This window comes from Nocardia sp. NPDC004860, assembly GCF_040609015.1.
In the GTDB taxonomy this organism is placed as follows: Bacteria; Actinomycetota; Actinomycetes; order Mycobacteriales; family Mycobacteriaceae; genus Nocardia.
Map to the genome: position 1 here is coordinate 143,849 of NZ_JBEXJI010000007.1, position 24,006 is coordinate 167,854.

Sequence of the window (24,006 nt, forward strand, 5' to 3'; positions counted from 1 at the left end):
GATGCGTGGTGGGATGGGTCCTTATGCAGCGTATGCCGAATGCGATTCAGCTCACAGATCTCACCCGCGACGACCTGGTCGAGTTGTACGCGTATCCGGTCGAGCCATCCGCACCGTACGTCCGTGTCAACTTCGTCACCAGCATCGACGGCGCGGTCAGCGTGGACGGGCGCTCCGGCGCGCTGGGCACGCCCGCCGACAAGCGGGTCTTCGGGCTGCTGCGGGATCTGGCCGACGTGGTGCTGGTCGGGGCCGGGACCGTGCGCGCGGAGAACTACGGTGCGGCACACACCGATCCGGACCTGCGCGAGCGGCTGCACCGGGAGGGGCTCGGCGGCGATCCGGACGGGACGCCGCCGCGCATCGCGGTCGTCACCGGGTCCGCGGCCCTGGATCCGGCGAGCAAGCTGTTCACCGACACCGGGGCGCGGCCGATCATCCTCACCACCACCGCCGCGCCCGGCGACCGCAAGCAGCGGCTCCTCGACGCGGGGGCCGAGGTGATCGAATCCGACGCGACCGAATCCACCGTGACCGCCGTCCGCACCGCACTGGAGCGTCTCGGGCTGCGGCGGGTGCTGTGCGAGGGCGGGCCCTCGCTGTTCGGCCAATTCCTCACCGCCGGAGCCGTGGACGAGCTGTGCCTGACCGTATCCCCGCAGCTGGTGGGCGGGACCGCGGGCCGAATCGCGGTGTCCCCCAAGGCCCTGCCCACCCCGATGGACCCCTGCCACCTGCTGCTCGACACCGACGGCACGATCCTGACCCGATGGGAACGCGCGCACACCCGAGGCTGAAACCGCGTGCCGGACCTGGCAGGCTGTAGCGCATGCGCTGGACTCGGGCCGCTCTGCTGGCGTCGACACTGTCGATATTGGTGACCACCGCGTGTGGGGCCGGGCCGTCCAACCGGCCCGCCGTCGCCGTGGAACAGCCGCACCAGGCCGGAGTCGCCACCTCCACCGCGCCCGCCGACGCCACCCCGCCCGCACCCGAGGTGCCCAAGGCCGACCTGGCCTGGAAGGACTGCACCGCACCGACATTGAACCTGCTGTCGCTGGGCGCGCCGCCGCAGGGACTGGTGCTCGAATGCGCCGAATACACCTCGCAGGTGGATGTGGGCGGAAATGTGGCGGGCAACTTCCGCAATGCGGCCATGCGGGCCCGCTACGACCGGACACCCAAGGACGCCGCGCCGCTCATCCTGACCTCCGGTTCCGACCGGTCCTCGACGGCCACCCTGGCCGGGCTCGCGGCCGGGCCCGCCAGCGCGCTGCTGGCCGCGCGGCCGATCATCGCGGTGGACCGGCGCGGCATCGGCAGCTCCCAGCCGGTGACCTGCATGACCGACCCGCAACGCAAGGCCATCGCCGATCAGACCCAATTCACCCGGGGCGCAACCGATGCCGTGGACACCATGAGCACTGCCGGGCGCGACGCCACCGTCGCCTGCCTGGACTTCCTGGCCCCGGCCCAGGCCACCTTCGACGCACCACACGCCGCCGACGACCTCGAGCAGCTGCGCAAGCAGTTGCAGGTGGACCATCTCGCGCTGCTCGGCACCGGCACCGGCACCAACGTGGCGTTGAACTACGCGCGGAAATACGGACAGCACCTGGGCCGGCTGGTGCTGGACTCGCCGCAGGGAGTCGGCACGGACGCCAACGGGCGCGCCGAGCAGCGGGTCAAAGGACAGGAGGCCGCGCTCACCGCATTCGGGCAGCGGTGCGCGTCGCTGAACTGCTCGCTCGGGGGCGACCCGCGGGCCGCCGTCGTCGACCTGGTGAACCGGGCCGGCGCCGGACAACTCGGCGACCTGTCGGCCTCGGTGCTGGTGACCACCCTGAGCGGCTTCCTCGGCGACTCCCGGGCGACCGGCAACGCGCAGATCACCGAATTCGCCGACGCCCTCAGTGCCCTCGGCAAGGGCGACCACGCCCCGATCACGCCGTTCCTGCTGCGCGCCGCCGCGGGGATCGCCACCGACGGTCAATTCGTCAACCGCTGCAGCGACAATCACGAGCCCTCCACCCCCGACAAGGCCAAGGGGCTCGAAACCACCTGGGGCACACAGTATCCGGTGTTCGGCAAGGTCGCCGCCATCGACCTGATGGCCTGCTCGGCCTGGCCCGCCGCCACCCCCATGACCCTGCCCGACAAGCTGAACCTGCCGGTCCTGGTCCTCGGCGGCAGCGCCGACCCCGTCACCGGCCAGGACGGCCGGCCCACCGTCACCGGCGCGCTCGGCGCGGCGGGTGCGCGCACCGCCACCGTCGTCTGGCAGGGCTGGGGGCACCCGACCTTCGCGCACTCCGGCTGCGCCCAGCAGTCCCTCGCCGACTACCTGAAGGACGCCACGCTACCCGCCGACGGCACCGCCTGCCCGGCATAGCGATACGTACGGGCACTCCGTATGCCAACGCGACAACTGATCTCGCAACGGTCGGGGTAACTCCCCGGGTACGCCCAGAATCGGTTCGGCACCCAGCCGCCGGCACGGATGCGAGACTGCCGACGGCACCCGAGCTGCCCGCCGAAGTTCCGGGGAGGCGGAGCAGTGGGTCGGCGCATGTGTGACGCGGCGATTCGGTGTACCGTGCCCGAGTGTTCCTTCGACAGCTCGAGCCCCGCACTGCTCGCACCACCGCCGAGGTACTGAATTTCGCACTGTGGCCGCTCGCGATCCTCACCGTGTTGCACCGGGTGTTCATCAACGCTGTCAACTACCACATCACCAATGACTTCACACCGGTGTACAACGCGTCCCTCGCGTTCCTCAACCACCGGCCCGTGTACAACGCGAACTTCAGCTCGACCGATCCGGCCTATCTGTATCCGCCCAGCGGCACACTACTCATCTCGCCGCTGGCCATCATCGATCCGGAAAAGTCGCGGTGGGCCTTCATCCTGGTCAATGCGATGGCTCTGCTGCTGGCCTGGTATCTGCTGCTGAAGCTGTTCAACTACACGCTGAACTCCGTCGCCGCGCCCGCGCTGCTGCTGGCCATGTTCGTCTCCGAGACGGTGACGAACACACTGGCCTTCACCAATATCAACGGCTGCCTGTTCATGGCCATGCTGGTGTTCATCCACCTGCTCCTGAAGCGCAGGGACCTGTGGGCCGGTGTGGCATTGGGGCTGACCATCGCGGTGAAGGGTCCATTGCTGGCGCCGCTGCTGCTGATTCCGCTGGTCCGCGGACAGTGGAAGGTGTTCATCACCGCCCTGGGCATCCCGGTGGCGCTGAACCTGCTGGCCTGGCCGCTGATCGTGGACTACAAGCAGTTCTGGACCCGTACGCTGCCGTACCTGTCGGAGGCCCGGGACTACTTCAACAGCGCCATCGTCGGCAATGCCGGGTACTACGGTGTCGCCGAGTGGCTGACCTGGACGATGCGTATCACCGTCGGCGTGCTGGTGCTGATCTCGCTGTGGCTGCTGTACCGGTACTACCGCGAGGACGAGGTGTTCTACATCTGCAACACCTCCGGCATCCTGATCACCGCGGCCATGCTGCTGGGCCCGCTGGGCCAGATGTACTACTCGATGTTCCTGTTCCCCATGCTGATGACCGTGGTGTTGCGCAACTCGCTGCTGCGCAACTGGCCCGCATGGGTGGCGATCTTCGGATTCATGTCCTACGACAAGTGGCTCTCGGACCGCTGGCAGAGCATCGGCCGCGATCTGGAGTACCTGCGCACGACCTTCGGGTGGGGGCTGCTGCTGATCGTGGTGTTCTGCGTGCTGGGCGACCGCTATCTCGCCGCCCGCCGCGACGGCCGCCTCGAGGCCGGCAAGTCCCTGGATCCCGCGTGGATGCACCCCGAATGGGTCGCCGACGAACCCGAGGTCACCCTCGCGCCCCGGACGAAGGCGGCCGCCTCGTATTAGCGTGGAGCCATGAGTTCCGATGCTGACAGCTCCACAGGGACCGAGGGGCTGCCCGTCCCGCGCATCCAGCTGACCCCGCAGGAATGGCGGACCAAGCTGACCCCGGACGAATACCGGGTGCTGCGCGAAGCGGGCACCGAGCGGGCGTTCACGGGCGAATACACCGACACCGAGACCGAGGGCGTCTACTCGTGCCGGGCGTGCGGGGCCGAATTGTTCCGCAGCGCCGAGAAGTTCCACTCGCACTGCGGGTGGCCGTCGTTCTTCGATCCGGCGAAGTCGGAGGCCGTGCTGCTGGTGGAGGACAACTCGCTGGGCATGCGGCGCGTCGAGGTGCTGTGCGCGAACTGCCACAGTCATCTGGGGCACGTGTTCGAGGGCGAGGGATATCCCACGCCCACGGACAAGCGCTACTGCATCAACTCGATCTCGCTCCGATTGCACCCCTCGGACAGCGCAGCTGAGTGAGTCGCAGAAACACTATGGGGCATGCGCGATTTCGCGCATGCCCCGAATTATGCGGGCAACACACCGGCGACCTTCCCGCTAACGGCATCGGGCCCGGCCGCGGTATGCGGCCGGGCCCGATCTCGGTGCGGGTCGCTACGGGAGTGCGGCGATGAGCTGCTCGATCTCGACGCGCGGACCGGTGAAGAACGGAACCTCCTCGCGCACATGGCGACGAGCCTCGGTGGCGCGCAGGTCGCGCATCAGATCAACGATGCGGTGCAACTCGGGGGCCTCGAAGGCGAGAATCCACTCGTAGTCGCCCAGGGCGAAGGAGGCCACGGTGTTGGCGCGCACGTCCGGGTAGTCGCGGGCCTCCTTGCCGTGGTCGGCCAGCATCTTGCGGCGCTCCTCGTCGGGCAGCAGGTACCAGTCGTAGGAGCGCACGAACGGGTAGACGCAGATGTAGTTGCCCGGCGCCTCACCCGCGAGGAAGGCGGGGATGTGGGACTTGTTGAACTCGGCCGGGCGGTGCAGGGCCGCATTGCTCCAGACCGGGTTGGAGATCTGGCCCAGCTCGGTGACGCGGCGGAAGTCGGCGTAGGCGGCCTGCAGATCCTCGATCTTCTCCGCGTGCCACCAGATCATGAAGTCGGCGTCGGCGCGCAGGCCGGCGACATCGTAGATACCGCGCACCACCACGCCGCGCTCCTCGAGCGAGTCGAAGAAGGCCCGCGCCTCCTTGATCGCCGCCTGGCGATCCTCGCCGAGCACGCCGGGCTCCACCTGGAACACCGAGAACATGAGGTAGCGGATGGTGTCGTTGAGGGCCTTGTAGTCGAGTCGCGCCATGGCCTCCATCGTGCCACTGCGCCCGAACCCGCCCGAAATGGGGCACGGCGGACTGTGTGATTCGGCTCGCGCGGCGTGATTCAGCTCGCGCCGGCGGCCCAGGAGGCGATGAGACGGCGCAGGCCGTCGTGGAGAACGGCGTCGCTGGTGGACAGTTCGCTGATGACATCCAGATGGGTTGCCAGCACCGGGTATTCGTCCGGGTCGAGGGGAGCCAGGCCGGCCCGGGCGATGGCCTCGGGCGTGCCTCGTCGAGCGACTTCGAGTTCCTGGGCATACGACCGGCGTAAGTTACGGTGGAACAAGGGGGTCCATCGGCTCGGGGGTGTTCCGTGAGCGGTGCCGCGCGGCCGCTCGGCGGGAAGAGAATCAGCGACGGAAACGAAAGAAGCGCCAGTGCATCCGACATATGGGGACGTGACAGCGGCTGCCGACCGAATCGCCGGCCACACCCGCCCGGTGGTCCTCGCCCGCGCGGACGCCGACACCGTCCCGGTGGCCGGCGAGGTCTGGTTCGCGCTCGAGCACATGCAGCACACCGGCAGCTTCAAGGCGCGCGGGGCGGCGAATTTCGTACTGGCACAGCGGGAACAGGGGCGGCTGCCCAAGGTGGGGATCACCATCGCCTCGGGCGGGAACGCCGGAGTGGCGTGCGCGTGGGCCGCCCGGCTGGTCGACTCCGCCGCCACCGTGTTCCTGCCCGACTCCGCACCCGCGGTGAAAGTGGCGCGGCTGCGGGCACTGGGGGCGCAGGTGCTGTGCGGCGGCGACGCCTACGCCGACGCGGCCGCAGAGTGCGAGCGCTTCGCCGCGGCCAGCGGGGCGCTGCGCTCACACGCCTACGACGACCCTTACATCGCGGCGGGCGCGGGGACACTGCTCGACGAAATCGTCTCGCAGGTACCGGAACTCGACACCGTGGTGGTCGCGGTCGGCGGCGGTGGGCTGCTGACCGGAATCACGGTGTCGGCCAATCATCACGGCGTGCGGGTGGTGGCGGTCGAACCCGAACACTGCCGTGCCTTCAACGCGGCGGTCGAGGCCGGGGAACCGGTGGACGTCGGAATCGACTCCGTCGCAGCCGATTCCCTCGGCGCACGTCGCGTCACGTCCATGGCCCTGTCCGCCGCGAACGCGGGCGATGTCCGCTCGGTCCTGGTCAGTGACAAGCAGATCATCGCCGCCCGCCAAACCCTGTGGGACTGCCGCCGTGTCGCCGTCGAGCACGGCGGTTCCACTGCCCTGGCCGCCCTGCTGTCGGGCGCCTACGTCCCCGCCCCCGGTGAACGGGTGGCGGTCATCGTCTGCGGCGCGAACACCGATCCGATCGACCTGGTACCCCGCTGATATCGCGGTGACGGAGGGTCAGCGCCCGGTGTCGACGGAGGCGGGGTGGGCCGGACGGGACTGGAGCCAGGAACGGTAGCGGCGGAGGGCGCGCCCCTGCACGATCTGGTCGGACAGCAGGGCCTGAACGGGACCGGTTGCGGGACGGGGGTTCCGGCCGCGAGCCATGCGGCGCATGTGATGCCGAACCACGGCCATACCCGCGGCGGACGCGAGGGCCTTGTTCGACCAGGTGATGGGCTTCGGGGTGGCGTCGGCCCCCAGATCGTCACGCCAGCGGGCGGGGAGGTCCGGGGTGACGGACAGGGCGGTGCCCATGCCGATCACCGCGACGCCGCTCGCCAGGACGTCCTCGGCGGTCCGGAGGCGTGTGATGCCGCCGGTCAGCATGAGCGGAATCGGGCTGGTGGCAACCAGTTCCGTCGCCAGCTCCAGGAAATAGGCTTCGCGAGCCTGCGTCCGGCTGTCGGCGGGACGGCCGGTCATGGCGGGGCTTTCGTAACTGCCGCCCGACACTTCGATCAGGTCGACGCCGAGGGGCGTGAGCAGGGCGATCACCCGGCGGGCGTCGTCGGCGTCGAAGCCGCCGCGCTGGAAGTCGGCCGAGTTCAGTTTCACCGCGACCACGAACCGGGGCGACACGACCGCGCGAACCGCGCGCACCACCTCGAGCAGGAGCCGCGCCCGGTTCTCCAGCGAGCCACCCCACTCGTCGGTGCGATTGTTGACCAGCGGAGACAGGAACTGCGACAGCAGATAGCCGTGTGCGGCATGGATTTCCACCCCGTCGAACCCGGCCTGTTCGGCACGGCGCGCGGTGGTGGCGAACCGGGCGATGGTGTCCTCGATCTGAGCGTTCGTCATCGCGACCGGACGGCCGAACCGGCTGCTGAGCCGGCCCAGATCGACCGGGATATCCGACGGACCCCACACCACGCCGGGCTGGTTGGCCGCAACCTGGCGGCCCGGGTGACTGATCTGCATCCACATGGCCGCACCCGCCGCCTTGCCCGCCCGCGCCCATTCCGCGAACGGTTCCAGCGGCGCGGCGTCATCGAGCACGATGCCGCCGGGTCCGGTGAGCGCCTCGGCGTGCACCATGACATTGCCGGTGATCAGGGCGCCCGAGCCGCCCGCTCCCCACCGGCGGTAGAGGGACACGAGACGGTCGTCGGGTAGTTGCCCGTAGCCCGCCATCCCCTCCTCCATGGCCGCTTTCACGATCCGATTGGCCAGGACCGCACCCGATCGCAGTACCAGCGGCGAGAACAAGTCACTCGTCATCGGGCAATCCACCTCCAAATGTTGACTGCGCTTACATAATGTGCGCAGCGCTAACATAGGGGAAGGATGTAGGCAGTGTCAACACTGGTTGGATCGAACGCATGCCGATCTCGATCGCGGCGACCGGCAGGGGGGCCTCGACGGGCGAGGGCACCCGGTAAGCGAGTCAGGACAGCTGCGCGATGATGCGGGCGGCGGCCTCGGTACCAGTGGCAGCGCAGGCGGGAACGCCGACGCCGTCGAGGTAGGCGCCGGCCAGGGCCAGGCCGGGGAGGTCGGCCGTGGCGGAACGCAGGTCGGCGATGCGGGTGGTGTGGCCGGGGGCGTACTGCGGGAGACCGCCGGGCCAGCGCTGGACCACCGCACGCAGGGGGCGGATGTCCGTGGCGGTGACGGTGGTGAGGTCTTCGACAGCGGCGGTGATGAGGTCGTCGTCGGACCAGGACAGCGGGGCAGGGTCGCCGAAGCGACCGAAGGAGGCGCGGACCAGGGCCACGTCACGGGCGGCCAGATGCGGCCACTTGCGGCTGGAGAGGGTGAAGGCCTTGGCGCGCAACGGTTCACCGGTGGCGACGAGGATGCCGGAGTTGTCGGGCAGGGCGGTCTCGGGCGGCAGGGCGAGGGCCACCACCGCCGAGGAGGCCAGGTCGATTCCGGCGGCCAGCTCGGCGGCCTCCGGGGCCACCTCGCGCAGGAGTTCCGCGGTCACCGGGGCAGGGGTTGCGAGAATCACAGCGTCGACGTCGCCGACCGGGTCGAGCCGCCAGCCCTGTGCGGTGCGGGCGAGAGTGGTGACCGCCGTGCCGGTTTCGGCCTTCACATCGGCGGCGGCACGCAGCGCGTCCAGCAGGGCGCGGTAGCCGTCGCGAATGCCGCCGAACACCGGTGTGGTGCTGGGCGGGGGCAGAGCCTCGGACACGGCCCGGGTCAGGCTGGCCGCGCCGCGATCCAGGGCGGCGGCCAGCGTCGGCAGCGCGGCCCGCACGCCGATCGAATCCGCAAGTCCCGCATACACTCCCCCGAGCAGCGGGTCCACGCTGCGCCGGACCACCTGCTCTCCGAAGCGATCCCGCACCAGCTCCCCCACCGACACGTCCCCGCCACGCTCCCACCGCAGCGGCCGGGACGGCTCCGCCGCAACGGTGGCCAGAGTCTGCGCATCCACCAGCCCCGCAACCGATTCCGGCGCGGCGGGGATGCCCATCAGCGTCCGTTCGGGCAGCCGATGTCCCACCCCTTCCGACCACACCAGCGGCCGCTTGCCCGCCGGATGAACGAGCTGCTCCGCAATCCCCAACTCCCCCATCAGTTCCGGAATCTCGGGCCGCCGGCCCACGAATGCCTCGGCCCCCAGATCGACCGGATCCCCCTCGATCTCCACGGTCCGCAGGATCCCCCCGACCCGATCCCGCCGCTCCACGAGGATCAGTTCCGCCGACTCCCCGAGCGCCTTCCGCAGCCGATACGCGGCCACCAGCCCACTGATGCCGCCACCGACAACCGCGACCCGCATCGACAACTCCTCGCCACTCGTCGAACGCCGCGACCACACGAACCCGCGGCCCGCGACCCGCACCTCGACCTCGAGCCGCCCCGAGCCAACCTACTCCCGCCACCCGCCACCCCCGCCTCCGGTGCCCGCCCATCGCGGCCCCGTTCCACGCCGGCCCGGCCGCCTCGAACCACGCTCACCAGCGCTTTCGAACCGCCGGCCCGGAAATGGCACGCGTCGGAACGTGATTGACACCGCGCCGCGAACACCCCGCCGGCCGAAGTCCGCCCCTACGGGTCAGCGCACCCGCCTGGGTATCCGAGGGCTTCGGTGACCTCGCCCACTTGCCTCGGCCGGGCCCGCAGGTCCGCGCCTTCGATGGGGGCGAAGCCGAAGCGCTCCGGTCACGTCACGGGAGCTTCGATCCCACCGCGCGCACCGCTGGCGGGAAGTGCTGGTCAGAGCGGGATCGGGAGGCTGTGGATCAGGGCTACGGTCTCGGTGATGACGCCGGGGTCGGTGTTCGGGAGGACGCCGTGGCCGAGGTTGAAGATGTGACCTTTGGCGCCCAAGGTGATTGCCTCGTCGGCTTCACGGGCGATGCGGCGCACCTCGGCGTCGATCGCCGCCGGGCCCGCGAAGAGCACGGCCGGATCGAGGTTGCCCTGCAACGCTTTTCCGGGGCCGACCCGGCGCGCGGCCTCGTTCAGCGGAATCCGCCAGTCGACGCCGACCACGTCCGCGCCCGCTTCGCCCATGGCGCCCAGCAGTTCTCCGGTACCGACGCCGAAGTGGATGCGCGGCACACCCGCGGACGCGATCTCGGTGAAGACCCGTTCCGAGTGCGGCAGAACGTATTCCCGGTACTGGGCCAGGCTCAGCGCGCCCGCCCAGGAGTCGAACAGCTGCACGGCGTCCACGCCCGCATTGACCTGGGCGCGCAGGAATTCGATGGTGATGTCGGTGAGCACGCCCAGCAGTTGGTGCCAGGTCTCGGGGTCGGCGAGCATCATCGCCTTGGTGCGCTCGTGGTTCTTGCTGGGCCCGCCCTCGACCAGGTACGACGCCAAAGTGAACGGGGCACCGGCGAATCCGATGAGCGGGGTGTCACCGAGGGCGTCCAGCAGCAGCTTCACACCGGCGGTGACCGCGCCCACCTCCTCGGCGCGCAGGCGCGGCAGCGCGCGCACATCGGCAACGGTGCGCACCGGATTCGCGATCACCGGGCCGACGCCGGCCACGATGTCGAGATCGATGCCGGCGGCCTTGAGCGGAACCACGATGTCGGAGAAGAGGATTGCCGCGTCCACCTGGTGGCGGCGGACCGGCTGCATGGTGATCTCGCACACCAGCTCCGGATCGAAACATGATTCCAGCATGCCGATTCCGGCACGCACCTCGCGATACTCCGGAAGGGACCGACCAGCCTGTCTCATGAACCACACCGGACGCCGATGCGGCACGCCACCGGTGGCGGCGGCGAGGAACGGGGCATCGGTCAGCAGGCGTCGGGTGTGAGTACTCATCACCGCCCATCGTAAAGGGGCCCCGGCGGCGCGCCTCGCACTACTCGGCACCGGAGGGGTCTACGGTGCCTTTCGTGACACCGCTCGACTTCCGCGACGGCGCTGCCCCCACCCCGGAGCCCGAAGAACCAGCCCGGTTCCGCGCCGCGGTCGAGGCCATGGGAACCGCATCTGTGCATCCTCGAATCGAGCTGGCACCGATCCGCCCGCCGCAGCGCCTCGCCCCGTACTCGTACGCCCTAGGTGCGGAAGTCACGCGACCCGATACAAATGTGGTGCCCGTCGACTCCGAGGGCGACGCGTTCGGCCGGCTGATCCTGCTGCACGACCCGGCCGGGCAGGAAGCCTGGCACGGGGTGTTCCGTCTGGTCGCCTACATCCAGGCCGACATCGACTCCGCCCTCGCCGCCGACCCGCTGCTGCCGGAGGTGGCGTGGAGCTGGCTGGTCGACGCGCTGGACTCGCGCACCTCCTTCACCGCCCTCGGCGGCACGGTCACCGCCACCAGCTCGGTGCGCTACGGCGACATCGCCGGGCCGCCGCGCGCGCACCAGCTCGAACTGCGCGCCTCCTGGACCGTGTCCGACACTGTCATGCGGCCGCACGTGGAAGCCTTCTGCGAAGTGCTCGCCTACGCGGCCGGACTGCCGCCCGCGGGGGTAACCCGGCTGGACGTGCGCCGGGACGAGAGCACCGAATAATTGGACGCGAGATCGGGGCGGCCGATCCGCGAATTCCCGCGCCGGTGGCCCGAAAATACCCTCTCGCCTGCGAGAACATCTGTACTGCAACGAAATCGACGGCCGCCACGTACGATTCCCCATGGCCCGACGCAGTGTCACGGCCGGTCGTTTCACCGACGTGACGCGGCCCGCCAATGCCCAACCCGTAGAGTTCAAGACCATGTCCGTACCAGATGAACCCGAAGCCACTGCCGCGGTACCGTTGCTCGCGCCAGTGGACGGTGTACCGCCGGTACTGGACTCCGCCGCCGCGGTGGCCGCAGCCGCCCGCCGGCTCGCCGCCGGAACTGGACCGCTCGCGGTCGATGCCGAGCGCGCCTCCGGCTTCCGCTACTCCAATCGCGCGTACCTGATCCAGCTGCGGCGCGAGGGTGCGGGCACCTTCCTCATCGACCCGATCCCGGTGGACGGGGAGCTCACGCCGCTGGCCGAGGCGATCAACGATCTGGAGTGGGTGCTGCACTCCGCGGATCAGGATCTGCCCGGGCTGGCCGAACTCGGGCTGCATCCGGCCCGGCTCTTCGACACCGAACTCGGCGGCCGCCTCGCGGGTTATGAGCGCGTGGGCCTGGCCGCCATGGTGGAGAAGCTGCTCGGCCGCGAGCTGCGCAAGGGCCACGGCGCGGCCGACTGGTCCACCCGGCCGCTGCCCGACGACTGGCTGAACTACGCGGCCCTCGATGTCGAGCTACTCATCGAGCTGCGCGACGCGGTCGCCGCCGACCTGGCCGAGCAGGGCAAATCCGAGTGGGCCACAGAGGAATTCGAGCACGTCCGCACCGCGGAGCCGGCCGGCCCCAAGGCCGACCGCTGGCGGCGCACCTCCGGCATCCACACCCTGCGCCGCACCCGCCAGCTCGCCATCGTCCGCGAACTATGGACGACCCGCGACCGCCTGGCGCGCCTGCGCGACGTGGCCCCCGCCCGCATCCTCCCGGACTCGGCCATCGTGGCCGCCGCCACCAACGAGCCCAAGTCCATCGCCCAGCTGCGGACCCTGCCGATCTTCGGCGGCCCCCGCCAGCGCCGCTACTCGCGCGAATGGCTCGGCGCGGTGGAACGCGCCCGCACCCTCCCCGACAGCGAGCTCCCGCCGCTCACCCAGCACTTCGACGGCCCGCCCCCGGTCAACCGCTGGGAGCGCCGCGACCCGGCCGCCGCCGCCCGCCTGCAGTGCGCCCGCGCGGCCATGACCGACCTCTCGACCGAGGTGTCGGTCCCGGTCGAGAACCTGCTCACCCCGGACCTGCTGCGCCGCATGTGCTGGGACGGGCTGCCCAAATCGGTCGCCAACGGTGAAGCCCCGACCCTCATCGAGGGCTACCTCGCCGCGGGCGGCGCCCGCCCGTGGCAGCGCGCTTTGACCGTCCCGCGCCTGAGCGAAGCCCTTTACCCGAAGAGCTGACCCCAGGAATATCGCCCAAGGAAGCCGGGGCACACGGGTTTTCTGAAGCGAGTGCATTTCACTAACTGTCGAAGTTAGATTCTGTCGACCCCGAACCCAGGGGTTCGGAAACAGGAGTCCACGAATGCACGCCGCTCACCGCCCCGTACGCCACATCGCCTGGGGCGCAACAACTCTGGCACTTGCCGCGACCATCGCCGCGCTGTCCGCGCCCACCGGCACCGCCTCCATCGACGGTCCCGAGGTCGACGATTGCTCGACCGGCACCTGCACGGAGCCATCGTCCTACGTCGTCGGCCAGACCTACTCGTTCTACGCGGGCCCATTTCTGACGAACGTGAGCTCCACGAGCTTCTACGACAACGGGAAATGCATCGGCAGCATCTCGTACCCACACACCGGCCGCAATGCCATCGCGTGGGTTCCGACCACCGCCGGAACACACGAACTCTCCGTTGCGACCACCTCCACGATCCCGTTCGTGGTGATGCAGCCGTATACGTTCACGGTGTCGGTGGTCGCCGCGCCACCGGGATCAGGCACCCCGCAGCCCCCGCAGCAGGGCACCTGCACCGGATCCGGCAGCGCGAACCTGCTCGGCTCCGGTAGCGCGAACCTGCTCGGCTCCGGCAGTTAGAACGCGCCGGGCGCGCGGCGGCCGTTCGCTCAGTCCTGGAATTCGGGTGGGCGGCGGTCGCGGCGGGCTCGGATGGCCTCGTCGAAGTTGTCGGTGGTGAGGCGGACGTAGAGCTGGGCCATGCCCTCGTTCTGCATGTGGGATTCGAAACTGCCCGCCTCCAGGCCACTCCACAGCAGGCGCTTGGTGAGTTCGCCGCCGACCCGGCTCCAGCGAATGATCTGCTCGGCGGTGTCGTAGGCGGCCTCGAGGAGTTTGTCGCCGGGGACCACGCGGGAGACGATGCCGATGCGCTCGGCCTCCGCGGCATCCACATCGCGGCCGGTGAGCATGATCTCGAAGGCGCGGGTGGAGCCGATGGCCCGCGGCAGCGTGTAGCTGATGCCGAGTTCGGCCGAGGTCAGACCGTTGTTGATGCCCGCCGCGCGGAAATACGCGTCCTCCGAGGCGATTCGGATATCGGTCCCCATGGCCAGGCAGAATCCGCCGCCGATGGCCGCGCCGTTGATGGCGCTGATCACCGGCTGGTGCATCCGCTTGATGGTGAGCATCACATTGTTCAGCAGCTCCATCGAGCGCCGCGCAATGCTGGTGCGCGTCAACCCCTCAACCCCCGGCACCTTGCCCGCGTGCTGCAGATCCGCGCCCGAGCAGAACCCGTGCCCGGCGCCCGTGAGCACCACCACGCGCACCTCGTTGTCGGCCGCCACGGCCTCGAGGGTCTCCCGCAGCGGCACCATCACGTCGAACGCCATGGCGTTCATCCGGTCCGGCCGGTTCAACGTGACCAACGCGATCCCCGGCCGCGGCTTCTCGACAAGCACAAACGACATCCGAACTCCCGTCCCAAAACTGTAACCTGTTTCAGAATCTACGCGAGAACCCCAGCTCCGTATAGAAAGAAGGGCCCGCGATCGGATGATCGCGGGCCCGTCACGAGCGGAGTGTCAGTCGGCGGTGCTACTCGGCCGCCGGGAGCAGGGCCTGCTCGATCTCGCTGCCGGAGACGTCGGCGGCGCCGAGCCACACGTGCACCCGCTGGGCCACCTCGCCCGGAGTGAGGCCCAGGTCCTGGTGGATCTTGGCGCGGGAGGAGTGGTCCAGGAAATGCTGGGGGACGCCGAGGTCGCGGGCCGGAACGTCGACGCCCGAACTGCGGAGCCGGGCGGAAACGGTGGAGCCGATACCGCCGTGCAGGCCACTGTCCTCGAGGGTGACCACCAGGCGGTGGTTCTCGGCCAGCTTCACCACGGTGTCGGAGACCGGGAGGACCCAGCGCGGATCGACCACGGTCACCGAGACGCCCTCGGCCTCCAGCAGATCCGCGACCTTGAGCGCGAGGCCGGCGAAGGCGCCGACCGCGACCAGCAGGACATCGGCGCGCACCGAGTACGCGGCAGCGTCTTTCGCGTCGGGCAGGCGCAGCACATCCACGCCCTCGAAGCGTTCCACCGCCGGAATCTCTTCGATCGCAGGCCCCTTGGGGAAGCGGATGGCGGTGGGCCCGTCGCTGATGTGCAGGGCCTCCCCCAACTCCTCACGCAGGCGGGCGGCGTCGCGCGGGGCGGCGACCTGGATGCCGGGGATGATGCCCAGCACCGACAGGTCCCACATGCCGTTGTGCGAGGCGCCGTCGTCGCCGGTGATGCCGGCGCGATCGAGCACCAGGGTCACCGGGAGCTTGAGCAGCGCCACATCCATGAGCAGCTGGTCGAAGGCCCGGTTGAGGAAGGTGGAGTAGATGGCCACCACGGGGTGCAGACCGCCCAGGGCCATACCGGCCGCGGAGGTCATGGCGTGCTGCTCGGCGATGCCGACGTCGAACATGCGCTCCGGGAAGCGATTTCCGAACGGGGTCAGACCGGTCGGCCCCGGCATGGCGGCGGTGATCGCCACGATGTCGTCGCGCTGCTCGGCCTGGGCGATGAGCTCCTTGGAGAACACCGAGGTCCAGCTCGGCGCGGACGGGCCGCCCAGCGGCTCACCGGTCTCCGGGTCGATCTGGTTGATGGCGTGCATCTGATCGGCCTCGTGGTCCTCGGCCGGCTTGTAGCCCCGGCCCTTCTGCGTCACCGCGTGCACGATGACCGGACCGCCGAAGTCCTTGGCCCGCCGCAGCGCAGCCTCCAGCTGCACCGGATCGTGCCCGTCGACCGGGCCCACATACTTCAGCCCGAGATCGCTGAACAGCTCCTGCGGCGCGACCGCGTCCTTGATGCCGGTCTTGATGGCGTGCAGCATCGAGTACGCCGAATCCCCCACGCGCGGAATGCTCTGAACGATCCGCTTGGTGGCGTCGAGCGCGTGCTCGTAGGCGGGCTGGGTGCGCAGCCCCGCGAGCCGCTCGGCGAGCCCGCCGATGGTCGGCGCGTAGGAGCGGCCATTGTCGTTGACCACCACGATGACCGAGCGGTCCGGCCCGGCGGCGATATTGTTCAGCGCCTCCCAGCACATGCCGCCGGTGAGCGCGCCGTCACCGACGACCGCGACCACATGCCGGTTCTGCCGGGTCAGCGCGAACGCCTTGGCGATGCCGTCGGCATAGGACAGCGAGGCCGACGCGTGCGAGGACTCCACCCAGTCGTGGGCGCTCTCGGCCCGGCTCGGGTACCCCGACAACCCGCCCTCTTTGCGCAGCGTGTCGAACCCGTCCTTGCGGCCGGTAAGGATCTTGTGCACGTAGGCCTGATGCCCGGTATCGAAGATGATCGGGTCGGCCGGCGAGTCGAAAACCCGGTGCAACGCGATGGTCAGCTCCACGACGCCGAGGTTCGGCCCCAGGTGCCCGCCGGTGACGGCGACCTTCCGCACCAGGAACTCACGAATCTCCTCGGCCAGCTCGTGCAGCTCCGGTACCGACAGCCGACGCAGGTCCTCGGGCGTGTCGACCCGGGAAAGCACTCCCACGGCTATTGCTCCCTCCGGATGTCTCCTGTGTTTGCAACAGTCTACGGAGCCCATTCCGGCCCCCGATGCCAGGAACGAAACGCCACCTGCAACATCCGTAGCAGATGTGAGGCTCAACACAGATTACGCCGGTTGCAGTGGCCCACTGGTCCCGTCCGGCGGCGTCGTCGCCCGCATCATCGAGGAAGTGTACGAGCTGTGCCGGGCCGACACGTCGGGAACACCGGCCGACCACATTCCGGAACCGGCGGCAGTACAACCCGATTCATTCGGCGTCTGCCCGGCTACCGCGGACGGGCCGGTCTAGGGCAGCGGAGACCTGGACGCCGCCTTCACGATTCGGTCGATCTCAACCCCATCACCTATGCGCTGCCCCTGGCTGATCGCGGGCGAACTCGAGGCCCTGGTCCTGGATCTGCGCGAGGTCGGTGATGTGAGCCGGATCGCCATCCGCATGCTCGACGACCTCCAGTGCGAGCTGGCCGCCGCGGGTTGCCGTGTGGCCCTGGTCGATCAGAACGCGACACTGGGCCGCGTGGTCTCGAGCCGGCACTGCTGGAACGCCTGGCGGGCGCCGCCTGTACGCAGGCCGATGCCGCCGTGCGCGCGGCCGGCGCACGGCGGCATCCGACCCGCCTCGGACCGAGGCTCGTCCGACACCCCTCGTCCGGTCGCACGATGCCGCCCGTAGTCGTTCCCGCGATCAGCGGTAGCCGTACTCCTGCCAGCGATCCAGGACGCGCTGCTGGATCTCCGCGGGCCAGCCGTTCTCGAAGCTGCCCTTGATCGGGCGGCCGCAGATCGTAGGAGCGGCGAATGATCGCGCCGATCTCCAGATTCCAGTCGACCTCGGTGTCGATGTGCTGGACCTCACCGATGGCATCGAGCGCCTCGATGAACTCGCGCAGGCTCTTCAAATGCGGCACAGGGGTTTTCCTCAGCGTCGGGTGTTCGCCGGTGTCGGGTGCGCATGACGATGCCGCCCATCTCGGTGACCGCGGCAAGCGACGCGATCACTCACCGGCTCAGCATCCGTCACGTGTCGGATAGCCATCAACGCCGAAATCCGCGAAGATCGATAAGAAATGCTGATCGAAGACTCGCCTCGAGAACCCCGCGTCGACCCGGCCGAACTGGAAGCGTTCGTGGTCCTCGCCGAAGAACTGCACTTCGGCCGGACCGCCGACCGCCTCGGACTGTCCCAGCCCCGGGTCAGCCAGCTGATCCGCAGCCTGGAGCGCCGCGTCGGCCGCCGGCTGGTGGAGCGCACCAGCCGCCGGGTCACCCTCAATCCGCTGGGCGAGCATCTGCTGGGCCGCGCGCGCCCGGCCTTCCAGGAGCTGCAGCGGGCCTTCGCCGAAACCCGCACCGCGGCACGGGGTCTGCGCATCGGATTCCTCGGGCCCTACGCGTCCACCCTGGACACCGCACTGACCGGATTCCGGGCCCGCCATCCGGAATGCCAGATCACGCTGACCCAGCTGGCGTGGACCGACATCTTCGGCCCGCTGCGGCGCGGCGAGGTGGACATCCAGATCTGCCGGGCCCCGGTCGAGCAGCTCGGCCTGACCGTCGGGCCGGAGGTGGGCGTGTTCCCGCGGCTGCTGGCCATCGCCCGCAGCCATCCGTGGGCCACCCGCGACAGCATCGACGTCGAGGATCTGGCCGAATTGCGGGTGATCGGACCGCATCCGGATGTCGCGCCCGAATTCGCGCGCGCCTTCTGGCCGCCGGCCACCACCCCGCGCGGGCGGCCCATCCCGCGGGTCGCGCCCGCGCGCACCGAACCCGAGATGCTCACCGCGGTCGCCCACAACAACGCCGTCTTCGCCACCACCACCGCCATGCCCACCTACTTCACCCATCCGGAGGTGGCATTCGTCCCGCTCACCGGCCTGCCCGACGCACGGGTCCGGCTGGTGTGGCGCACCGACACCGACCATCCCAAGGTCGACGAATTCGCCGGGCTGGCCGCCGGACAGCCCGCGGCGGGCCTACGTCGGCAGGCGTAGCCGGGATTACGCAAAGGCGTGCAGGCGCGCCGCCGCGAACGCGCCTACGCTGGCGGACAACGAGATTGCTTCCCTCCCCCGAGGTGGATTGTCATGACCGATTTCGATCCCGCGGTCTACGGACCGTCCACCGTCCGCGTCGGCACCGCGGAACGCGAGCAGGCCGCCGCCGCACTGGGCGAGCATTTCGCCGCCGGCCGGCTCGACGTCGCGGAATACGACGAGCGGGTGGGCCGGGCATACGCGGCCAAGACCGCGGGCGAGCTGGCGGTGCTGTTCGACGACCTGCCCCGGCCGCAACCGCCCGCGCCGCAGATCCCGGCCCCGCCGCCCGCCCCGGGCCGCCCGCTGCCGCTGGCCCCGATCGGTGCGGCCGTGCTGCTGATGTTCATGATCGCGTTCGCGGTGACCACCCATTTCTTCCCGTTCTTCCTGTTCCCGGTGCTGTTCTTCGTCTTCGCACGCCGACGGTACGGGTATCGCGGTCCGCGCTACCACCGCATGTGAGGCTAGGGTGAATTCGTGGGCGTCATAGGCGAACTGTTCCCCGGCAAGAAGCTGCAGGACGAGGGCAGCGAGGACGGCACCGGCGAGGGCCACCGGCCCACGGTCAGCCTCGATCTGGACGCCGGGGTGATCCGGGTGTCCCCGGCCCGGCCGGATCCCGGCCCGGACGCGCCCACGTCGCAAGGTTAGGACACACCCGATAGGGTCGGGCTTCGACCAAGCCGAGGCGGCTCGGTGCGGCCGGAGGGTGAAAACACGTGACCGACAACAATGATCACTGGGCGAACCCCCACGGCGGGCCACAGGGCTGGGGCTATCCCGATGCGGGACAACAGGACTGGGGTTCCCCGGGCGAGGCACCGCAGCCGGCCGAATATCTCGGCTTCGCCGCGCGACTACCGCCGGGGTACCAGCCCGCGCCCCCGCAGTACATCACCGGCCAGCAGCCCCAGTACATCACCGGCCAGCAGCCCCAGTACGTCACCGGACAGCACCACCCGTACGTCACCGGGCAGCATTCCGTCCCGAATTATGCGGGGCAGCAACCTATTCCGGGCTACGCACCGCCATCCGCACCCGGCGGCGGGCCCCGTCGCACCCTGCCGATCCTCGCCGCGCTGGCCGCGGTCATCATGCTGGCCGGCGGCGGTATCGCGGCGTACGCGCTGACCCGGGACTCCGCCGGCAGCGGCACCACCGCCGCGTCCGGCACGACCGCCGCGCCCTCGGGCGGGCCGTCCACCACCGGGCCGTCCCGGTCCGGCGCACCCAAGCCCGGCGGCACCACCGTGGTCGCCCCGGCCCTGGGTATCAGCTACGACGTGCCCGCCGGGTGGACGATCGCCGAGCCCACCGATATCACCGTGCAGACCGGGACCGACGGCTCGGTCATCGGGCACGCCAAGTCCACCGAGGGCAACGACTACTGCGCGGGCTCGGCGTATCGGACCCTCGCCTTCGTCGCCCACGTCGACGGCAGCGATCCCGCGGCCGCGGCCGTCAAGGTGGCGAGAATCTCGGCGGAGAGCGGCTATTCGGACGCGTCCGGCGGCAACCAGGGCGCGCCGGACGCGGTCACCACCGCCAGCGGCATCACCGGTCAGCGGGTCGAGACCTCCGGCAGCTGGCAGCCGGGCGCGCCGGGCTGCACCACGACCAGCTACTCGATCTACACCTTCGCGTTCTCCGGCCCGAACAAGGCGCTGCTGGTGCTGGCCATCCTGGCCGACCGCGGTACCCAGGGCGAGCTGGCCGCCGACCGGGCCGCGCAGGTGATCGCCAGTCTCCGCACCTCCTGACCCGCGCCGATTAGGCTCGGGTCGTGGCCATCATGGACGACGACGAGATCTCCGCCGCGTTCGTCGGCGAGCTGACGCCCTACGCGGTGCCGGTGGTCCTCGAGGACCCCAACCCCGACTGGCCGTCCTGGTACGCCGACGACGCCCGGACGATCCGAACGGCCTTGGGGCCGAAGGTTTTACGGCTCGAGCACACCGGATCCACCTCGGTGCCCGGCCTCGCCGCCAAGCCGGTCATCGACATCCTGCTCGTGGTCGCGGACACCGCCGACGAACCGGCTTACGTGTCCGCCCTGGAAGCCGCCGGATACGCCCTGCGCGTACGCGAACCCGACTGGTACGAGCACCGCTGCCTCGTCCGCCGTGTGGAAGACGGTGCGCCGCACGACGTCAACCTCCACGTGTTCTCCCCCGGCCTCGGCGACGCCGAGATCGAGCGAGTCCTCGCCTTCCGTGATCGGCTCCACACCCACACGGCCGACCGTGTCCACTACGAACGGACCAAACGCGAACTGGCGCAACGACAGTGGAAGTACGTCCAGCACTACTCCAACGCCAAGAGCGCGGTCATCGAGGAGATCATCGCCCGCGCCCTCCCCGCCCGCTAGCGCGTACCGCCGCCGGGGCCCGGCGGTCCTTGCCTCGGCTAATACACTGACCGGATGCCCCTCGTCGAGGTGACCTACAAACCGGAGCTTCCCGAGACCGTGCTGCGTGAGCTGGGCAAATGGCTGCCGCACCTGGTGTCCCTCGCCGTCGAATGCCCGGAGGAGCCCTACGACGGCGACCTGCAGCCGGGGGATGTCGAGATCCGCTTCCATCCGCTGGGCAAGTTCGATCGGTCGGGGATGGATGTGGTCATCGAGGTCCGGTCGAAGTACTTCGCGAGCCGGGCCGAGAACCGGCAGGAGCGCTGTGACCAGCTGCTCGCCGATATCGAGAAGTTCGTCGACGCGCATATCGGCGTCTACTTGACCCTGCCGGTCGCGGCCTGGTCGCAGAGCGAGTGACCACTCACTGCCGCGCGGCGCGGTGGTGCTGCCGCCACTTCCAATAGACCGGGCCCACAACGTAGACCCGGCCCAGAACGGCAATTTTCAATCAATGATTGAATTACTGATTGAACCGTGTTTCACTGCTTGCCATGGTCGAGAAAGTGTCCGCGGGAACGCGGGAACGGCTGCTCGCGGCGGCCGAGCAGCTACTGCTGACCGAGCCCTATGACGAGGTATCGGTGCGTGCTGTGTGCGCGGCGGCGGGAGCCAATCCCGCGGCGGTGCACTACCACTTCGGATCCAAGGAGGCCCTGGTCGCCGCCCTCATCGAGGCCCGGCTCGGGCCGCTGTGGGAGGAGGGGCTGGGGCGGGCCGCGGGCGGGCGGGATTCGGTGCCCGCGGTGGTGGACACCATCCTCGCGCCGTTCCAGCAGCTGGCCGCGGATCCGCTGGGCCGCCTGCATCTCCGGCTGCTGGCCCGCTTCGTGCTGGGCCGGCATCAGACCTCGTGGCAGGGGCCGTGGTTCCGGATGGATTCCTGGACCCCGCTGCTGCCCGAACTGCGGGCCGGCGAAGCGGGACGGCGCTGGATGCTGGCCTTCGACCTGATCATCATGCGGTTCGGCACTCCCGAGATCGAGGATCACGGGATGCCCGAACCGGCATTGACGGCCCTGCGGAACTTCGTGGTGGCCGGACTCACGGCACCGGGAGAACAACCATGAACGAGATCTTCGCACCGGCGAAACTCGGCCCGATCACCCTGCGCAACCGGGTGATCAAGGCCGCCACCTTCGAGGGACGCACCCCCGATGTACTGGTCACCCCCCAACTCATCGACTTCCACCGCGAGGTCGCCGCGGGCGGGGTGGGCATGACCACCGTCGCCTACTGCGCGATCGCGCCGGGCGGCCGCACCGACCGGCACCAGATCTGGATGCGGCCCGAAGCCGTTCCCGGACTGCGTGAGCTCACCGACGCGGTGCACGCCGAGGGCGCGGCCGCCAGCGCCCAGATCGGGCACGCCGGACCGGTCGCCAACGCCGCCTCCAACCGCGCCCCCGCGCTCGCGCCGAGCCGTATGTTCAGCCCGCTGAGCATGCAGGCCATGCACGTGCCCGGCGACTCCGAGATCCGCGAACTCATTGCGGCACACGCGAATGCGGCGCTGCTGGCCGAGCAGGCCGGATTCGATGCGGTCGAAATCCATTTCGGCCACAACTATCTGGTCAGCTCGTTCCTGAGCCCGCTGCTCAACCGCCGCCACGACAAGTGGGGCGGCACGCTCGCCAACCGGGCCCGGCTGGCACGCGAAATCGCCTGCGCTGTACGGGATGCCGTGGGCGACCGGCTGGCGGTGACCGCCAAACTGAACATGGAGGACGGCCGCCGCGGCGGGCTCACGGTCCCCGAGAGCATCCAGGTAGCCGCCTGGCTGGAGGCCGACGGCGCGCTCGACGCCCTCGAATTGACCGCGGGCAGTTCACTTCTCAACCCCATGCTGCTGTTCCACGGCGACGCGCCGCGCAAGGAGTTCGCCGAGGTACTGCCCGGCCCGGCGCGCATGGGTTTCAAACTGGCCGGGCGTGCCTTCCTCAAGGAGTACCCCTACCAGGAGGCGTATCTGCTGGAGCGGGCCCGCCAGTTCCGCCGCGAACTGTCCATGCCGCTGATCCTGCTGGGCGGCATCACCAATCTCGACACCATGAACCTGGCCATGACCGAGGGATTCGAGTTCGTCGCCATGGGCCGGGCACTGCTGCGCGAGCCGAATCTGTTGCAGCGCATCCAGGCCGACGCGGCCACCCGGTCGGCCTGCGTGCACTGCAACAAGTGCATGCCCACCATCTACACCACCACCCGCTGCGTGTTCCGGCCGGAGCGGACCATCATCGATCTCGACGGAAGGCAGCGGGCATGAGCGGACGACTCGACGGGCGGGTGGCGCTGATCAGCGGCGCGGCATCGGGAATGGGGGCCTCGCACGCGCGGGCGTTCGTCGCCGAGGGCGCCTCGGTGCTCATCGGCGACATCTCCGACGAGGCGGGCGCGAAACTGGCCGCCGAACTCGGCGCCGCCGCAGAGTACGTCCACCTCGATGTCACCAAGGCCGAGGACTGGCGCACGGCCGTGGACACCGCGGTCGAACGCTTCGGCAAGCTCGACGTGCTGGTCAACAATGCCGGCATCCTCGACTTCGGGCCGCTCGGCACCTACACCGAGGAGCAGTGGCAGCGTGCCCTGTCCATCAACCTCACCGGCCCCTTCCTCGGTCTGACCGCCGCCCGCGACGCCCTGGTGGCGGCCAGGCCCGCGGCGGTGGTGAACATCTCCTCCGCTGCCGGAATCCAGGGCGTGCCGGGCGCGCACGCCTACACCGCCTCGAAATTCGGGGTGCGCGGGCTCACCAAGTCCGCGGCGCTCGAACTCGCCCCGCACGGGGTGCGGGTGAATTCCGTTCACCCGGGCGGGATCATGACGCCGATGATCGGCGTGCCCGAGGGCACGACCACCGATCGCGACGCGAACCCCCTGGCCCGCCTCGGTGTGCCCGAAGAGGTCACGGCGCTCGTGGTGTTCCTCGCGAGCCAGGAATCCAGCTATTGCAATGGCGCCGAGTTCGTCGTCGACGGCGGTATGACGGCGGGCCGCCCGGTCTGAGA

At 69.8% G+C, this 24,006-nt stretch carries 25 protein-coding genes and 1 pseudogene; 18 read left to right on the top strand and 8 right to left on the bottom strand.

What is annotated here, in order from left to right:
• Nucleotides 1–23 precede the first annotated feature (23 nt).
• The 4 genes from ABZV44_RS16695 to msrB all read left to right on the top strand — a co-directional run bounded on the left by ABZV44_RS16695 (nt 24) and on the right by msrB (nt 4,359).
• The gene (locus ABZV44_RS16695) at nt 24–797 is read left to right on the top strand and encodes a pyrimidine reductase family protein (protein ID WP_354836827.1); all 774 of its coding nucleotides are present in this window, start codon (nt 24–26) and stop codon (nt 795–797) included.
• Nucleotides 798–829: 32 nt separating this feature from the next.
• Nucleotides 830–2,392, top strand: a complete 1,563-nt coding sequence (locus tag ABZV44_RS16700; RefSeq protein WP_354836829.1) for an alpha/beta fold hydrolase — start codon at nt 830–832, stop codon at nt 2,390–2,392.
• Between the two features lie 212 nt (nt 2,393–2,604).
• The gene (locus ABZV44_RS16705) at nt 2,605–3,891 is read left to right on the top strand and encodes a glycosyltransferase family 87 protein (protein ID WP_354836831.1); all 1,287 of its coding nucleotides are present in this window, start codon (nt 2,605–2,607) and stop codon (nt 3,889–3,891) included.
• Nucleotides 3,892–3,900: 9 nt separating this feature from the next.
• Nucleotides 3,901–4,359, top strand: coding sequence for a peptide-methionine (R)-S-oxide reductase MsrB (msrB, locus tag ABZV44_RS16710; protein WP_354836833.1), 459 nt, complete (start codon nt 3,901–3,903; stop codon nt 4,357–4,359).
• A 135-nt stretch (nt 4,360–4,494) separates the two neighbouring features.
• Here msrB and hemQ read toward each other — a convergent pair whose 3' ends face one another.
• Nucleotides 4,495–5,190 carry a hydrogen peroxide-dependent heme synthase gene (gene hemQ / locus ABZV44_RS16715; protein WP_354836835.1) on the bottom strand — a complete coding sequence of 232 codons (696 nt, stop codon included), beginning with the start codon at nt 5,188–5,190 and terminating at the stop codon, nt 4,495–4,497.
• A gap of 80 nt (nt 5,191–5,270) precedes the next feature.
• Nucleotides 5,271–5,495, bottom strand: coding sequence for a hypothetical protein (locus tag ABZV44_RS16720; protein ID WP_354836837.1), 225 nt, complete (start codon nt 5,493–5,495; stop codon nt 5,271–5,273).
• Between the two features lie 91 nt (nt 5,496–5,586).
• Here ABZV44_RS16720 and ABZV44_RS16725 point away from each other — a divergent pair, with 91 nt between their 5' ends.
• Nucleotides 5,587–6,537, top strand: coding sequence for a serine/threonine dehydratase (locus ABZV44_RS16725; RefSeq protein ID WP_354836839.1), 951 nt, complete (start codon nt 5,587–5,589; stop codon nt 6,535–6,537).
• Between the two features lie 18 nt (nt 6,538–6,555).
• Here ABZV44_RS16725 and ABZV44_RS16730 read toward each other — a convergent pair whose 3' ends face one another.
• From ABZV44_RS16730 to hemE, 3 genes are all read right to left on the bottom strand, one after another.
• Nucleotides 6,556–7,821, bottom strand: a complete 1,266-nt coding sequence (locus ABZV44_RS16730) for an NADH:flavin oxidoreductase/NADH oxidase family protein (RefSeq protein WP_354836841.1) — start codon at nt 7,819–7,821, stop codon at nt 6,556–6,558.
• Nucleotides 7,822–7,987: 166 nt separating this feature from the next.
• The gene (locus ABZV44_RS16735; protein ID WP_354836843.1) at nt 7,988–9,334 is read right to left on the bottom strand and encodes a protoporphyrinogen oxidase; all 1,347 of its coding nucleotides are present in this window, start codon (nt 9,332–9,334) and stop codon (nt 7,988–7,990) included.
• A gap of 437 nt (nt 9,335–9,771) precedes the next feature.
• Nucleotides 9,772–10,839: a uroporphyrinogen decarboxylase gene (hemE, locus tag ABZV44_RS16740; protein ID WP_354836845.1), complete on the bottom strand. Its 1,068-nt coding sequence runs from the start codon at nt 10,837–10,839 to the stop codon at nt 9,772–9,774.
• Between the two features lie 74 nt (nt 10,840–10,913).
• On the opposite strand from hemE, the gene ABZV44_RS16745 reads away from it, so the two are divergent.
• The 3 genes from ABZV44_RS16745 (at nt 10,914) to ABZV44_RS16755 (ending at nt 13,624) form a co-directional block, all read left to right on the top strand.
• Nucleotides 10,914–11,540, top strand: coding sequence for a DUF3000 domain-containing protein (locus ABZV44_RS16745; protein ID WP_354836847.1), 627 nt, complete (start codon nt 10,914–10,916; stop codon nt 11,538–11,540).
• A 202-nt stretch (nt 11,541–11,742) separates the two neighbouring features.
• Complete coding sequence (locus ABZV44_RS16750) at nt 11,743–12,987, top strand: ribonuclease D (protein WP_354836849.1); 1,245 nt, start codon at nt 11,743–11,745, stop codon at nt 12,985–12,987.
• 124 nt (nt 12,988–13,111) lie between these two features.
• Nucleotides 13,112–13,624, top strand: coding sequence for a hypothetical protein (locus tag ABZV44_RS16755; RefSeq protein ID WP_354836851.1), 513 nt, complete (start codon nt 13,112–13,114; stop codon nt 13,622–13,624).
• 29 nt (nt 13,625–13,653) lie between these two features.
• Here the strand turns inward: ABZV44_RS16755 and ABZV44_RS16760 are convergent, their stop codons facing one another.
• A complete protein-coding gene (locus ABZV44_RS16760) occupies nt 13,654–14,457 on the bottom strand; it encodes an enoyl-CoA hydratase (protein WP_354836853.1) in 804 nt (267 codons plus the stop codon).
• Nucleotides 14,458–14,584: 127 nt separating this feature from the next.
• Nucleotides 14,585–16,531 carry a 1-deoxy-D-xylulose-5-phosphate synthase gene (gene dxs / locus ABZV44_RS16765; protein ID WP_354836855.1) on the bottom strand — a complete coding sequence of 649 codons (1,947 nt, stop codon included), beginning with the start codon at nt 16,529–16,531 and terminating at the stop codon, nt 14,585–14,587.
• 364 nt (nt 16,532–16,895) lie between these two features.
• Between dxs and ABZV44_RS16770 the strand changes: the two genes are divergently transcribed.
• Nucleotides 16,896–17,222 (top strand): hypothetical protein, encoded by a 327-nt coding sequence (locus ABZV44_RS16770; RefSeq protein ID WP_354837102.1) that lies wholly within the window; start codon nt 16,896–16,898, stop codon nt 17,220–17,222.
• A gap of 121 nt (nt 17,223–17,343) precedes the next feature.
• Here the strand turns inward: ABZV44_RS16770 and ABZV44_RS16775 are convergent.
• A pseudogene (locus ABZV44_RS16775) lies at nt 17,344–17,457 on the bottom strand (hypothetical protein); the annotation flags it as partial.
• A 159-nt stretch (nt 17,458–17,616) separates the two neighbouring features.
• On the opposite strand from ABZV44_RS16775, the gene ABZV44_RS16780 reads away from it, so the two are divergent.
• The 9 genes from ABZV44_RS16780 to ABZV44_RS16820 all read left to right on the top strand — a co-directional run bounded on the left by ABZV44_RS16780 (nt 17,617) and on the right by ABZV44_RS16820 (nt 24,004).
• Nucleotides 17,617–18,543 carry a LysR family transcriptional regulator gene (locus ABZV44_RS16780; RefSeq protein ID WP_354836857.1) on the top strand — a complete coding sequence of 309 codons (927 nt, stop codon included), beginning with the start codon at nt 17,617–17,619 and terminating at the stop codon, nt 18,541–18,543.
• Nucleotides 18,544–18,636: 93 nt separating this feature from the next.
• Nucleotides 18,637–19,050: a DUF1707 domain-containing protein gene (locus ABZV44_RS16785; protein WP_354836859.1), complete on the top strand. Its 414-nt coding sequence runs from the start codon at nt 18,637–18,639 to the stop codon at nt 19,048–19,050.
• Between the two features lie 15 nt (nt 19,051–19,065).
• Nucleotides 19,066–19,239: a hypothetical protein gene (locus tag ABZV44_RS16790; protein WP_354836860.1), complete on the top strand. Its 174-nt coding sequence runs from the start codon at nt 19,066–19,068 to the stop codon at nt 19,237–19,239.
• Between the two features lie 68 nt (nt 19,240–19,307).
• A complete protein-coding gene (locus ABZV44_RS16795; protein WP_354836862.1) occupies nt 19,308–20,348 on the top strand; it encodes a hypothetical protein in 1,041 nt (346 codons plus the stop codon).
• Nucleotides 20,349–20,380: 32 nt separating this feature from the next.
• Nucleotides 20,381–20,956 carry a GrpB family protein gene (locus ABZV44_RS16800; protein WP_354837078.1) on the top strand — a complete coding sequence of 192 codons (576 nt, stop codon included), beginning with the start codon at nt 20,381–20,383 and terminating at the stop codon, nt 20,954–20,956.
• A 54-nt stretch (nt 20,957–21,010) separates the two neighbouring features.
• Nucleotides 21,011–21,358, top strand: coding sequence for a hypothetical protein (locus ABZV44_RS16805; RefSeq protein WP_354836864.1), 348 nt, complete (start codon nt 21,011–21,013; stop codon nt 21,356–21,358).
• A 134-nt stretch (nt 21,359–21,492) separates the two neighbouring features.
• Nucleotides 21,493–22,068: a TetR family transcriptional regulator gene (locus tag ABZV44_RS16810; protein WP_354836866.1), complete on the top strand. Its 576-nt coding sequence runs from the start codon at nt 21,493–21,495 to the stop codon at nt 22,066–22,068.
• On the top strand, nt 22,065–23,264 hold the full coding sequence (locus tag ABZV44_RS16815; protein WP_354836868.1) for an NADH:flavin oxidoreductase: 1,200 nt from the start codon (nt 22,065–22,067) through the stop codon (nt 23,262–23,264). The genes ABZV44_RS16810 and ABZV44_RS16815 overlap by 4 nt, the downstream gene beginning before the upstream one ends.
• Nucleotides 23,261–24,004, top strand: a complete 744-nt coding sequence (locus ABZV44_RS16820) for a glucose 1-dehydrogenase (protein ID WP_354836870.1) — start codon at nt 23,261–23,263, stop codon at nt 24,002–24,004. Before ABZV44_RS16815 ends, ABZV44_RS16820 begins: the two co-directional genes overlap by 4 nt.
• The last annotated feature ends 2 nt before the right edge of the window (nt 24,005–24,006 follow it).